Raw genomic sequence first — 13,597 nt, forward strand, 5'->3', positions numbered from 1 at the left:
GAAAGCAGGCGTTAAACCGCGACCAGGCGCACGCTGGCACCTTCGCCGACGCCCAAGGCTTCGGCCGCTTGCAGATCCAGGGTCACCGGTTTGCCCGGGGCGTAATCCAGCTCCAGCAGCACCGCGCGGTAATCCTGCAACTGGCCGTTGGACACCAGGTACTGGCGGCCGCCGCCCTTGGCTGCGTCACCGATCTTCACCGGCACCACGCGGCTCTGGGCAATCGAGCGGATTCCCGAGACCCGCGCATGCAAGGTCGGGCCACCGTCGAAGATGTCGATGTAGTGATCGGTTTCAAAACCTTCGCGCATCAGAATGTCGAAGGTGATCTGCGCCCGTGGGTGCACCTGGCCCATGGCTTCCTGGGCGGCGTCGGGCAGCAGCGGCACGTAGATCGGGTAATGCGGCATCAGTTCGGCGAGGAAGGTCCGGCTTTTCAGGCCACACAGACGCTCGGCCTCGGCGTAGTTGAGGTCAAAGAAGTTGCGCCCAATGGCGTCCCAGAACGGCGAGTCACCATGTTCGTCGCTGTAACCGACAATCTCGGTCACCACCGAATCGGCGAAACGCTCCGGGTGGCTGGCGACGAACAGCAGGCGACCCCGGGAGTTCAGCTCCGACCAGGCCGAACCCACCAACTCCGGGACCACATAGAAGCTGGTCAGCAGGCTGTTGCCGGTGAGGTCGTGGCACTGGGACAAGACGTGAATCTTGTTGTGGATCTTCAGCTCGCGGGAAGCGTGGACGAAGGTTTCATTGCGGAAGCTGTAGAACGGCTCGGAATAACCGGCCGAGGCAACGATGGCCGAACAGCCCACCAACTTGCCGTTGGCGGCGTCCTCAAGGACGAAGAAATAGCTCTCTTCGCCGTTGAAGCTCACTTCAGCAGCAAACGACGCTTCGCTTGCGGCGATCTTGTCGCTCAGGCGGTCTACATCATCCGGCAAGGAGGTGACACCGATCGGGCTGTCTGCAGCCAGACGCTGTACCTCGCCCAGATCAGCCATTTGCGCGGGGCGCATCACCAGCATGGTGTCACTCCTTACTCTAAAACAGGTCGGAAACCGTCCGACTCAGGGAAAAAAATGCCGGGACAACCCGGCACAGGAATTAGGTTCGACGCCGGCCTTAAAGGCCGGCGTCAAGCAGCACCGCCGCCTGGATCAGGCTTGAGTCAGTTTTGCCACGGCGCGCTCGAAGCGGTCCAGGCCCTGCTCGATGTCAGCATCCTCGACTACCAGGCTCGGCGCGAAACGCACCACGTCCGGACCGGCTTGCAGAATCATCAGGCCTTCTCTCTCGGCCGCGTTGAACACGTCCTTGGCCTTGCCTTTCCAAGCGTCGCTGAGCACACAACCAAGCAACAGGCCCAGACCACGGACTTCGCTGAACAGCTGGTACTTCTCACCGATCTGCAACAGGCGGGTCTTGAAACGATCGTGCTTGGCTTTAACTCCGTTCAGCACTTCTGGCGTATTGATCACATCGATCACCGCCTCGGCCACCGCACAGGCCAGTGGGTTACCGCCGTAAGTAGTGCCGTGGGTGCCGACGACCAGGTGCTTGGCCAACGCCTCAGTGGTCAGCATCGCCGCGATCGGGAAGCCGCCGCCCAGGCTCTTGGCACTGGTGAGGATGTCCGGGGTCACGCCGAAATACTGGTAGGCAAACAGCTCGCCGCAGCGGCCCATGCCGGTTTGCACTTCGTCGAACACCAGCAGTGCATTGTGCTTGTCGCACAGCTCGCGAGCGCCTTGCAGGTAGGCCAGATCGGCCGGCAGCACGCCGCCTTCACCCTGGATCGGCTCCAGCACCACGGCACAGGTCTTGTCGGAAATCGCCGCTTTCAGCGCGGCCAGATCGTTGAACGGTACATGGGTGATACCGGTGATTTTCGGACCGAAGCCATCGGAGTACTTCGACTGGCCACCAACGTTCACGGTGAACAGGGTACGGCCGTGGAAGCTGTTCAGGGCCGCAATGATTTCGTACTTCTCGGCACCGAAACGATCATGAGCCACACGACGGGCCAGCTTGAAGGCAGCCTCGTTGGCTTCTGCACCGGAGTTACAGAAGAACGCGCGCTCAGCGAAGGTGGCGTCGATCAGCTTGTGGGCCAGGCGCAGGGCCGGCTCGTTGGTGAAGACGTTGGACACATGCCACAGCTTGTTGGCCTGCTCGGTCAGAGCACCCACCAGCGCCGGATGGGCGTGCCCCAGTACATTGACCGCGATGCCGCCGGCGAAATCGATCAGCTCCCGTCCCGACTGGTCCCAGACTCGGGACCCCGCGCCACGCACAGGAATGAAAGCCGCAGGTGCGTAGTTGGGAACCATCACCTGGTCGAAATCGGCGCGTTGCACCGGAGCTTGCTCAACGGACATCGGAGTCTCCTGAAGAGGAACACCCGCCTGAAACTGGCGAGCGATGGAGGGATTGTAAGGACAGTTTTGTGCCCGGCCTTGCCGCCAAGCGACAACTTCTTATAGCGCCAACCCCGGTTTTAGGCGGGTTTATGGCAATGCGACAAATAGCGTCGCAAAGGCGCAGTTTAAACTGCGCACCGCTCCAGCGGCAGGTTTGCCGGGAATTTGATTGTATGAATGATCTGGATAGTTATGCACTGCGGCAAAGGGTACGCCTCACGCGCCGATCATCACTGAAGGCTCGCGCCGCGCCTGCGTGGCAAGAAGTGCAGGGACCTGCGAATAGCCGAAGACCGCGTCTGCCCAGCCGGGCGACAACGCACATTGGGCGCAGTCGGCGGCAAGGACCGCCGAGATCATGCAGAGGGAGTGCAGGGCAAAACGCAGAGAACCTTGACCGCAGCTTGCAAACGATCAACCGCGTTCGGCAGGCACCGAAGAGAGCTCGAACGGGCTGCTGCTGCGCCGCTGATTACGGTCTTCACGCGGAGTGGCGCCAAAGAAATTGCGGTAGGCGCTGGAGAAATGCGGCCCGGAAGAGAAACCGCAGGACAGGCCAATCTGGATGATCGACTTGCTGGTCTGCATCAGCATCTGCCGCGCCTTGTTCAAGCGCAGTTCCAGGTAATACTGGCTCGGTACCCGATTCAGATACTGCTTGAAGATCCGCTCCAACTGACGACGCGACACACACACGTGCTGGGCGATCTCGTCGGTGGTCAACGGCTCTTCGATATTGGCCTCCATCAGCAGCACCGCCTGGGTCAGCTTCGGATGACTGGAGCCCAAGCGATTCTGCAGCGGAATACGCTGGCGCTCGCCTCCCTCGCGGATGCGCTCCACCACCAGCTCCTCGGACACCGCGCCGGCCAATTCAGCGCCATGATCGCGAGCCAGCACCGCCAGCAACAGATCCAGCACCGACATGCCACCACAGGCCGTCAGGCGATCACGATCCCAATCGAACAAATGGCTGGTCGCGATGACCTTGGGAAACCGCTCGGCAAAATCATCCTGCCAGCGCCAATGCACGGCCGCTCGATAACCATCGAGCAAACCCAACTGGGCCAACGGATAAACCCCGGCAGACAGGCCACCAATCACGCAACCGGCACGCACCAGTTGCTTGAGAGCACTGCTCAGCCCGGAGCTCATCGGCGCTGGCGGCTCATCCGCCAGCAGGAACAGTTTCTGACAGCCCTCAAGCTTGCCCGCCCAAGGCTCTCCCGGCAGTTGCCAGGCCCCTTCCGTCGGCGCTTCGGCCTGGAGGAAAACCAGCTCATAAACCACTTCCGGATGCACCCGCTGGGCAACACGCAAGGCCTCCTCGGCCAGCGCCAGCGTCAAGGCTTTAGTGCTGGGCCAAATCAGGAAACCAATTCGATGGGCAGTCATGGCGGGCAATCCGAAACGAAAACAGTGTGAGAAGCCAAGGGCAGCAGCACCAAGTTAGACCATCTGGCGCGCGGTGCGCAGCATGACCTAATTTGGTGCATAACGGCAGTTATTACTTGAGACTGCCCGAGAGGAATTGTTGCAAACGTTCTGATTGCGGGTTAACCAGCACTTCCCGCGGGTTGCCGCTCTCTTCCACCACGCCCTTGTGCAAGAACACCAACTGGTTGGAAACCTCACGAGCAAAACCCATTTCGTGAGTCACCACCACCATGGTCCGGCCTTCCTGCGCCAGAGCCTGCATGACCTTCAGCACATCGCCCACCAACTCCGGGTCGAGGGCCGAGGTCGGCTCATCAAACAGCATGACCTCCGGCTCCATGGCCAGTGCCCGGGCAATGGCCACGCGCTGCTGCTCACCACCGGACATATGCCCCGGATAAGCATCCTTGCGGTGAGCCACGCCGACCTTGGCCAGATAGAGCTCAGCCTTCTCGCGAGCCTCGGCCTTGGACATGCCGAGCACATGCACCGGCGCTTCCATGATGTTTTCAATCGCGGTCATGTGCGACCACAGGTTGAAGTGCTGGAACACCATCGACAGGCGCGAACGCATGCGTTGCAGTTGCTTGGGATCGGCAGCCTTCAGCGCACCGTCCTTATTGGCCACCAGCTTCAACTCTTCGTTGTTCAGCAGGATCTTGCCGGCGTGGGGCTGTTCCAGCAGGTTGATACAGCGCAAAAAGGTACTTTTGCCCGAGCCACTGGAGCCGATGATGCTGATGACATCGCCAGCCGCGGCCTTCAGGGACACGCCCTTGAGCACTTCGTGACTGCCATAGCGCTTATGCAGGTCTTGGACTTCAAGTTTGTACATGCGGTCGGTTCTCACAAAAACAGTCAGTCGTTGAGCAAGCGCCCGTGACGCAGCGCTTCGCGCCCCGCCACCTTGGCCAGCCAGAAACCGGGTTGGGCATAACGCAGCCGCTCAACGGCGAACAACACGCCGCTGGTGCCAGCACACACCGTGCTGACCCGATCGGATAGAGGATCAATCACTTCAAAAACCGGCTCGCCCGCTTCCACCCAGCAACCCGCCGGACGCAAATAGCTCACCACGCCAGGATGCGGCGCAAACAACAATTCGGTGCCTTCGAACGGCATCGCTTCGCAGGCTTCGTGCTGGGCTTTTGGCCACTCACCGCCGATCAAACCCTGCTCGGCGAGAAACGCCAGAATGCCTTCGGCATGCGTTTCAGCCTGCGACCGGCCAGTGTCGGCCTGGCCACCCAGCTCCAGGGTGGTCGCCAGGCATGCCAGCGGAATCTGCGCCTGCGGGAACAAGCGCGACAAGCGCAGCCACGGCAGGGAGCAGGCTTCATCAAAGGAGCTGCCGCCGGAATCCTCTGCCAGCAAGCCCACGCGCACATTCAGGTGCGCCGCCAGCGAACGCCATTGCGGCCAGTGTTGCGGCAAGGCGTACATGTGCAGCGCTGCCTCGGCATCACAGTGCAGGTCAAGCACCACATCAGCGCTGCAGGCATGACTCAGCAGCACCCGCTGCATGCCCTGCAACTGGCTCGCCGGCGCCGGCAACGCCGCCAGCACCTCACTCATGGCCTGACGAATCAGACGGATGTTGGCATGCGGATCATCACCCAGGCGACCTTCGAGCAGCGCCGCGACCGGCGCGCTCAGCTCGACGAAGTCGCGGTTGAAATTCTTGCCGCTGCCGACCTCGAAGCGCCCCTGGTGATTGCCTTGCAGCAGCTGGCCCAGGCCCATCGGATTGGCCACCGGCACCAGCTCGATCACTCCGCTGAGGGCGCCTTGGGCCTCGAGTTCGCTCAGGCGCTTTTTCAGCTCCCAGGCGGTGCGCATGCCCGGCAGTTCGTCAGCGTGCAAGCTGGCCTGGATATAAGCCTTGCGCTCGCCGCTGCCGAAACGAAACACCGAAATCTGGCGTTCGCTGCCCAGATGGCTCCACGGCAATGCATGATCGATACGTTCCATATCAGTGCTTCCGCGGCGCGAGATAGACCAGCCAGCGCCGCTCGGCCAGCTTGAACATACGCACCAGGATGAAGGTCAGGCACAGGTAGAACACACCTGCGGTGATGTACGCCTCGAACGGCAGGTAGTACTGCGCGTTGACGGTACGCGCCGCACCCGTGATATCGATCAAGGTCACGATGGACGCCAGACTGGTGGTCTGCAGCATCATGATCACTTCATTGCTGTACTGCGGTAGCGCCCGGCGCAGAGCCGACGGCAGCAGGATGCGGCTGTACATTTTATAGCGCGACATGCCCATGGCCTTGGCCGCCTCGATCTCACCATTCGGCGTGGCCTTGAGGCTGCCAGCAATGATTTCAGCGGTGTAGGCGCTGGTATTGACGGCAAAGGCCAGGCACGCACAGAAGGTCGCGCTCGACAGCCACGGCCACATGAAGCTATTGCGCACAGCTTCGAACTGCGCCAGGCCGTAGTAGATCAAGAACAGCTGCACCAGCATCGGCGTGCCGCGAATCACATAGGTATACAGCCAGGCAGTGATGTTCACCAGCGGCTGCTTGGAGACCCGCATCAGCCCCAGCGGCAGCGCCAGCAGCAGGCCGAAGAACAACGAGATAGCCAGCAGTTTCAGGGTGGTCAGCAGCCCGCCAAGGTACAGCGGCATCGCCTCCCAAATGACGTTGTAGTCGAAGATCATAGATCAGCCGCCCTTACGCCTACCGAGTAGCGCTTCTCAAGGTGACGCAGCGCCAGCAACGAGACACTGGTGAGCACCAGGTACATCGCCGCCACTGCGAGGAAGAAGGTGAAAGGCTCGCGGGTGGCATCAGCCGCCTGCTTGGCCTTGAACATCATGTCTTGCAGCCCCACCACCGAAATCAGTGCGGTGGCCTTGGTCAATACCAGCCAGTTGTTGGTGAAGCCCGGAATCGCCAGGCGAATCATCTGCGGCACCAATACCCGGAAGAACACCTGAAAACTGCTCATGCCGTACGCCATGCCGGCTTCTGCCTGACCCTTGGGAATCGCCATGAAGGCGCCACGGAAGGTTTCGGAAAGGTACGCACCGAAGATAAAGCCGAGGGTGCCGATGCCCGCCGCCAGCGGATTGAGATCGATGTAGTCGTCGAAACCCAGCAACGGAGCAACGCGATTGAGCAGGTCCTGGCCGCCGTAGAAGATCAGCAGGATCAGCACCAGGTCGGGAATCCCGCGGATCACCGTGGAATACAGATCGCCCAGCCAGGCCAGCCAGCGCACCGGCGAGAGACGCAACGCGACCCCGATCAGACCTAGAACAATGGCCAAGGCCATGGACGACAAGGCGAGCTGAAGCGTCAGCCAAGCGCCATCGAGGATGACAGCCCCGTAGCCTTTCAACATGATTCAGGTCCTCGAAAATTGGGATGAAAAAATGGCGCAAACTTCAGAGATTCTGCTGCTTGCGCCATCTCGGACTGACTGTCTCGACGGTATTACTGACCGTAAATGTCGAAGTCGAAGTACTTGTCCTGGATTTGCTTGTACTTGCCATTCTCACGAAGGGCAGCGATGGCGGCGTTGATCTTGTCCAGATCGGCCTTGTCACCCTTGCGCACAGCGATCCCTACGCCGTCGCCGAAGTATTTGACGTCGGTAAAGGCTGGACCCACGAAGGCGAAGCCCTTGCCCGAATCAGTTTTCAAGAAACCGTCATTCAACAGCGTAGCGTCCGCCACAGTGCCGTCGAGGCGACCGGCTGCCACGTCCAGGTAGATTTCGTTCTGCGAGCCGTAAGGCTTGATCTGGGCACCCAGCGGCGCCAGGACTTCACGAGCGAAACGCTCATGGATCGAGCCGCGCTGCACACCGATGTTCTTGCCCTTGAGCTCGGTCAGGCCATCACTGACCTGGGTACCGGCCTTCATGACCAGACGTGCCGGGGTGTTGTAGTACTTGTTGGTGAAATCCACAGACTTCTTGCGATCGTCGGTGATCGACATGGACGAGAGGATAGCGTCGATCTTGCGCACTTTCAGTGCCGGGATCAGGCCATCGAACTCTTGCTCGACCCACACGCACTTGACCTTCATCTCTTCGCACAGGGCGTTGCCGATGTCGTAGTCAAAACCGACGATGCTGCCGTCCGGTGCCTTGGAGGCAAACGGAGGGTAAGCCGCTTCGATACCAATTTTCAGGGGCTTTTCATCAGCGAAAGTCGGCAGGGAGAGCACGGACAGTGCCAGGGCGCCAAGAAGCACGAGTTTCTTCATCTTAGAACTCCATCGGTAAAGGGCGAAAACGGCAGAGTGAGCGACAGCCCAATATGCGAATGGGTGGAACAGCAATTGCGGCGCTGCGTCCCGGGGAGCCCAGAGAGGACTCACACACAGGCAACGACGAGCGAGTGACCGGCATTCTAACGACAGGCTGGAAGCCGATATTTCCTCAATGCGACAACAAATTACAGAAGCATCGAGAATGCCGGGACAGCGCATTGACAGCTCTTCAAATCTATGCAAGAGCGAGAGGCGGGGAACCGATCTATGCTGCAAATTGCGGGCCTATTATTGGCAAAGCCTTCTATTCCGGCAAGCGCAGCGTGATGACTTATTTTTTATATGGATATAAACAGCCCTGAAACGGGGCCTGGCGTTTCCCATTGCCCCGAAAACGGGCGCTGGGTTACACCTTTATCGGTCCAGGTAACATTCGGATACGTCGGCCGGATAAAACCGATATTTATTCGCACCTCTTCGCTTGCAAGCCCGCACCTACAAACAGCGCACGCACCCGCGTAGACATCGCCTTAGCGGTAAATCACGCCCAACACGACAGCCATGAAAAAGCCCCGCCCGGCGCAAGGCCGGGCGGGGCTGGATGACTCAGGAACCGCCTCAGGCGACGTTCATGGTCTTGTGGGTATCGATCAAATGCTGCACCACGCCCGGGTCAGCCAAGGTGGAGATATCTCCCAATCCGTCGTACTCCGCCGTGGCGATCTTGCGCAGAATCCGCCGCATGATCTTCCCGGAGCGAGTTTTCGGCAGGCCCGGCGCCCACTGGATGACATCCGGCGAGGCAATCGGACCGATCTCCTTGCGCACCCAGTTCTTCAGTTCCAGACGCAGGGATTCGCTCGGCTCTTCGCCACCGTTGAGGGTCACATAGACATAGATACCCTGCCCCTTGATGTCGTGAGGCACACCCACTACCGCTGCTTCAGCAACTTTCGGGTGAGCCACCATCGCGCTTTCGATTTCGGCGGTGCCCATGCGGTGCCCGGAAACGTTGAGCACGTCATCCACGCGACCGGTGATCCAGTAGTAGCCGTCTTCATCGCGACGAGCACCGTCACCGGTGAAGTACATGCCACGGAAGGTCTTGAAGTAGGTATCGACGAAGCGGTCATGGTCGCGGTACAGGGTCCGCGCCTGGCCCGGCCAGGAATCCAGGATCACCAGGTTGCCCTCGGCAGCGCCTTCGATGATGTTGCCCAGGTTATCCACCAAGGCCGGGACCACGCCGAAGAACGGACGCGCTGCAGAACCCGGCTTCAAGGCATGCGCTCCCGGCAGCGGGCTCATCAGGGTGGCGCCGGTCTCGGTCTGCCACCAGGTGTCAACGATCGGGCAACGGGATTGACCGACGTTCTTGTAGTACCAGTCCCAGGCTTCCGGATTAATCGGCTCACCCACCGACCCCAGCAGACGCAGGCTGCTGCCATCGGCACCTTCGCAAGCGGCGGTGCCCGAGGCCATCATGGCGCGGATCGCAGTCGGTGCGGTGTAGAGGATGTTGACCTGGTGCTTGTCGACGATCTTCGCTACCCGGGTCACGTCCGGATAGTTCGGCACACCTTCGAACAAAACGGTGGTGGCACCGTTGGCCAGCGGGCCATAGACAATATAGGTGTGACCCGTGACCCAGCCGACGTCGGCGGTGCACCAGTAGACTTCGCCCGGACGGTAGTCGAAGACCCGCTCGTGGGTCAGCGATGCATAGAGCAGGTAACCGCCGGTGGTGTGCTGCACGCCCTTGGGCTTGCCAGTGGAACCGGAGGTGTAAAGGATGAACAGCGCCTCTTCGGCCCCCATCTCTTTAGGTGCACATACGCTACCGGCCACCTTCATCAGGTCTTCGTACCAGATGTCGCGATGCTGGTTCCATTTGATGTCGCCACCAGTGCGCTTGCACACGATGACCTTCTGGATGCTGCTGGTTTCCGGGTTGGTCAGGGCGTCGTCGACATTGGCCTTGAGCGGGACCTTCTTGCCGGCACGAATGCCTTCGTCGGCGGTGATCACCACTTTCGAGCGGCAGTCGATGATGCGACCGGCCAGGGCTTCCGGCGAGAAGCCGCCGAACACCACCGAGTGGATCGCGCCGATACGGGTACAGGCCAGCATGGCCACCACCGCCTCGGGGATCATCGGCATATAGATAGTTACCACGTCGCCGCGGTGCACGTCCTGGCCACGCAGGGCGTTGGCGAACTTGCAGACTTCTTCATGCAGTTCGCGGTAGGTGATGTTGCGGCTTTCGGAAGGATCGTCACCTTCCCAGATGATCGCGAGCTGATCGCCACGTTCGGCGAGATGGCGATCCAGGCAGTTGTAGGAGACGTTCAAGGTGCCGTCGGCGAACCACTTGATATCGACATGATGGTCGTCAAAGGACGTCTGCTTCACCGTGGTAAAAGGCTTGATCCAGTCGAGGCGCTTGGCCTGCTCGCGCCAAAAACCGTCCGGGTTCACAACCGACTGCTGGTACATGGCCTTGTAGGTCGCCTCGTCAGTCAGCGTATTGGCCAAAACCTCGGGACGAACGGGATACAGAGAAGCCGCACTCATCTTTCTTACCTCGGTGACATAGTTGTTTTTGTATGACCCCGTTGTAGCCGGGGGGCGCCTATAGAACCATTCGACGATGGTAGTAACAACCCCCTGCGAAATACCCCGATATTTTCCGCAGCCCTTCAAAAGCGCTGCTTACAGCGCCATTCGTGCCAAGCAAAAAAGTTGAAATCGATCCTCGAACAGGGGTTTTTCGGCGATTGTTACAAAAACTGTCAAAAGTGTTTATCAAAAGTACGCCTATATGGCCGCTGATCTCAGGCCTAAAATCAGCCTCGCCAAACAGGCAATCTGATTAACCAAGTTGCAGCCCCCACGAAGGCAGTTAATCAAACTTCTACTCCAGTTCCACACGCAGCCCTACAAAGACTGCGTGACCCCACACGACCTTAGAAAGGTAAAACGCAAATGAAAGCTTTATTAGTTCTGGCCCTCAGCAGTCTGTGCGCTACCGCGATGGCTGATGAGATCCCGACTGATGTCGCCAACCAGCAAGTACCGGTAGAGGAATACACTTACTCCACCGATCTGGACATCGCCAAAGTTATCTCCATGAGCGAAGTTCCAGAAGTATGCGAAGTTGTACCAGCGCGTATGGAATATGAAGACTCGAAAGGTCAACGGCATATTCTTCAATACCGCGTAATGGGCAACGGTTGTTCTAACGGCTAATTGCCAAGTTCATTGCACCGACCTTGAGACTGCCGGCCGCAAGAAATCCCTCTTGCGGCAAAGATGCCCCGATAGCCGCCCCGCGCCGGGACGCTCAAAGGCATCGCCTCCTCGACGTGCGAGCACGGCAATCGCACGCGCTCTGACCCAGGATGCTCACCGCAGCAGATGAAGGTGATACCCGCCATGCAAGCATCGCCACCCAGGGCTCCGATCGTCGCCATTCAAGCAACCTCAAGCGAGCCATGTTGACGATTTCAACACTCGATTCAGATCGATTTCAGTTGTGTCAAAAACAGGAAAACGGCTTGCAAAAACACAACATCTAGTAAAATTGGCTATTTTTTGGCCACTTGCTGATATTTTTTTCAAGGGCAAAAAAAAATCTTCAGCGGCCAAAGCCTTGTAAACCCGCACTCTGCCCTCAGTCCCCGCCCTTCTCGAGCTCGCCTGCGCCCATCGGTCGCCCCACGACCCTGAAAATTTCCTTATAATGCGTCTTCAAAACGGGCCTGCAACATTCCCTTACCGGATGAAAACCACCTGCTGAATCCCGCGCAAGAGCCGACACCCTCAGCTCCGCCCGACAGCAGCCGCAGAGCACCCGGACACGAATTCCTCGTTTATTGCCTGCGTTCATGCTGCAACCAACGATTTCTTATGATTTAACGCGGCCAGTAGCGCCGTGTGAAAAGCCAACCCTTTTGTTTTCACACGGGCATCTGGCCCTCAAGCAGGAGACGACACGTCATGCTGAGCTGGGACGAATTCGACAAAGAAGAAGGCGAAGTCGCGGTCAAAGGCGCCAACGCCGGCCACGCTTCTGAAGCCAACATGGACCGCCTCGACAGCGCCGGAGGTGCCGCCGCTCTCGAAGCCCGCGCCGTGACCGCCAACGACTCCGCTGGCGTTGCCCGCGCCAAGGCCGCCCTGGACAAACTCGACATCGCCGAAGGCCTGGCCGAGCTGGAAGGTTCTTCCGCCCGTGTCGCCGTTGATGAAAAGCGCATGATCAACTGCCGCGCCGACCTCAACCAACTGGTGCCATTCAAATATGACTGGGCCTGGCAGAAGTACCTGGACGGCTGCGCGAACCACTGGATGCCGCAAGAAGTCAACATGACCGCCGACATCGCCCTCTGGAAAGACCCGGAAGGCCTGACCGACGACGAGCGTCGCATCGTCATGCGCAACCTGGGCTTCTTCTCCACCGCCGACTCCCTGGTTGCCAACAACCTGGTGCTGGCCGTGTACCGCCTGATCACCAACCCGGAGTGCCGCCAGTACATCCTGCGCCAGGCGTTCGAAGAGGCGATCCACACCCACGCCTACCAGTACTGCATCGAATCGTTGGCCATGGATGAAGGCGAGATCTTCAACATGTACCACGAGATTCCATCGGTCGCGAAGAAAGCCGCCTGGGGCCTGAAGTACACCCGTTCGATCTCCGATCCGAAGTTCGAAACCGGCACTGTCGACACCGACAAGGAACTGCTGCGCAACCTGATCGCCTACTACTGCGTTCTGGAAGGCATCTTCTTCTACTGCGGCTTTACCCAGATCCTGTCCATGGGCCGTCGCAACAAAATGACCGGTGTCGCCGAGCAGTTCCAGTACATCCTGCGTGACGAATCCATGCACCTGAACTTCGGTATCGACGTGATCAACCAGATCAAGATCGAAAACCCGCACCTGTGGGATGCCGACATGAAGGAAGAAGCCACCCAGATGATTCTCCAGGGCACCCAACTGGAAATCGAATACGCTCGCGACACCATGCCGCGCGGCGTACTGGGCATGAACGCGGCAATGATGGAGGACTACCTCAAGTTCATCGCCAACCGTCGCCTGTCGCAGATCGGCCTGAAGGAAGAGTACCCAGGTACCACCAACCCGTTCCCATGGATGAGCGAGATCATGGACTTGAAGAAAGAGAAGAACTTCTTCGAGACTCGGGTAATCGAGTATCAGACTGGCGGCGCATTGAGCTGGGATTGATTGCTCAAGATCGTTGTATCGTGAAACCGTTTCCCTAAACGCGAAACCGATGCACCAAAAAAAGGGCTGCCAAATGGCAGCCCTTTTTTGTTCGAAAGAAACCTGACTAGGAGCTACGTCCCTTGCCTCCTATCCGATACGACTGCTGGTCAGGCTGTCGATATGCGCGAAAAGTCGGTGAAGGTATTTCGGACTCGCCCCCGCCCCACCCAGCGACTCGGCTCACGCCGCGAACTCACGGCTGCCAGAGCCAAT

11 protein-coding genes are annotated in these 13,597 nt (G+C 59.2%); 2 read left to right on the forward strand and 9 right to left on the reverse strand.

Translation table 11 applies throughout. The annotated features are described in order from the left end of the window. Nucleotides 1-11 precede the first annotated feature (11 nt). The 9 genes from aruF to acs all read right to left on the reverse strand — a co-directional run bounded on the left by aruF (nucleotide 12) and on the right by acs (nucleotide 10,669). Complete coding sequence (aruF, locus tag GV819_RS10570) at nucleotides 12-1,031, reverse strand: arginine/ornithine succinyltransferase subunit alpha (RefSeq protein WP_161756015.1); 1,020 nt, start codon at nucleotides 1,029-1,031, stop codon at nucleotides 12-14. 132 nt (nucleotides 1,032-1,163) lie between these two features. Next, on the reverse strand, nucleotides 1,164-2,384 hold the full coding sequence (locus tag GV819_RS10575) for an aspartate aminotransferase family protein (RefSeq protein WP_161756016.1): 1,221 nt from the start codon (nucleotides 2,382-2,384) through the stop codon (nucleotides 1,164-1,166). Nucleotides 2,385-2,840: 456 nt separating this feature from the next. Then, nucleotides 2,841-3,821 carry a transcriptional regulator ArgR gene (gene argR, locus GV819_RS10580; protein WP_161756017.1) on the reverse strand — a complete coding sequence of 327 codons (981 nt, stop codon included), beginning with the start codon at nucleotides 3,819-3,821 and terminating at the stop codon, nucleotides 2,841-2,843. Between the two features lie 112 nt (nucleotides 3,822-3,933). Next, a complete protein-coding gene (locus GV819_RS10585; RefSeq protein ID WP_161756018.1) occupies nucleotides 3,934-4,698 on the reverse strand; it encodes an ABC transporter ATP-binding protein in 765 nt (254 codons plus the stop codon). A gap of 23 nt (nucleotides 4,699-4,721) precedes the next feature. After that, nucleotides 4,722-5,834 carry a succinylglutamate desuccinylase/aspartoacylase family protein gene (locus tag GV819_RS10590; protein ID WP_161756019.1) on the reverse strand — a complete coding sequence of 371 codons (1,113 nt, stop codon included), beginning with the start codon at nucleotides 5,832-5,834 and terminating at the stop codon, nucleotides 4,722-4,724. Between the two features lies 1 nt (nucleotide 5,835). Beyond that, entirely contained in the window at nucleotides 5,836-6,534 is a 699-nt protein-coding gene (locus GV819_RS10595) for an ABC transporter permease (RefSeq protein ID WP_161756020.1), read from the reverse strand. Further along, complete coding sequence (locus GV819_RS10600) at nucleotides 6,531-7,220, reverse strand: ABC transporter permease (RefSeq protein ID WP_161756021.1); 690 nt, start codon at nucleotides 7,218-7,220, stop codon at nucleotides 6,531-6,533. Before GV819_RS10600 ends, GV819_RS10595 begins: the two co-directional genes overlap by 4 nt. A 92-nt stretch (nucleotides 7,221-7,312) precedes the next feature. Beyond that, on the reverse strand, nucleotides 7,313-8,089 hold the full coding sequence (locus GV819_RS10605; RefSeq protein WP_161756022.1) for an ABC transporter substrate-binding protein: 777 nt from the start codon (nucleotides 8,087-8,089) through the stop codon (nucleotides 7,313-7,315). A gap of 624 nt (nucleotides 8,090-8,713) precedes the next feature. Beyond that, a complete protein-coding gene (acs, locus tag GV819_RS10610) occupies nucleotides 8,714-10,669 on the reverse strand; it encodes an acetate--CoA ligase (protein WP_161756023.1) in 1,956 nt (651 codons plus the stop codon). Between the two features lie 411 nt (nucleotides 10,670-11,080). Here acs and GV819_RS10615 point away from each other — a divergent pair, with 411 nt between their 5' ends. After that, nucleotides 11,081-11,344 carry a DUF2790 domain-containing protein gene (locus GV819_RS10615; protein WP_161756024.1) on the forward strand — a complete coding sequence of 88 codons (264 nt, stop codon included), beginning with the start codon at nucleotides 11,081-11,083 and terminating at the stop codon, nucleotides 11,342-11,344. Between the two features lie 750 nt (nucleotides 11,345-12,094). Continuing rightward, the gene (locus GV819_RS10620) at nucleotides 12,095-13,342 is read left to right on the forward strand and encodes a ribonucleotide-diphosphate reductase subunit beta (RefSeq protein ID WP_161756025.1); all 1,248 of its coding nucleotides are present in this window, start codon (nucleotides 12,095-12,097) and stop codon (nucleotides 13,340-13,342) included. The last annotated feature ends 255 nt before the right edge of the window (nucleotides 13,343-13,597 follow it).

Source organism: Pseudomonas sp. Fl5BN2, assembly GCF_009908205.1.
Lineage (GTDB): Bacteria > Pseudomonadota > Gammaproteobacteria > Pseudomonadales > Pseudomonadaceae > Aquipseudomonas.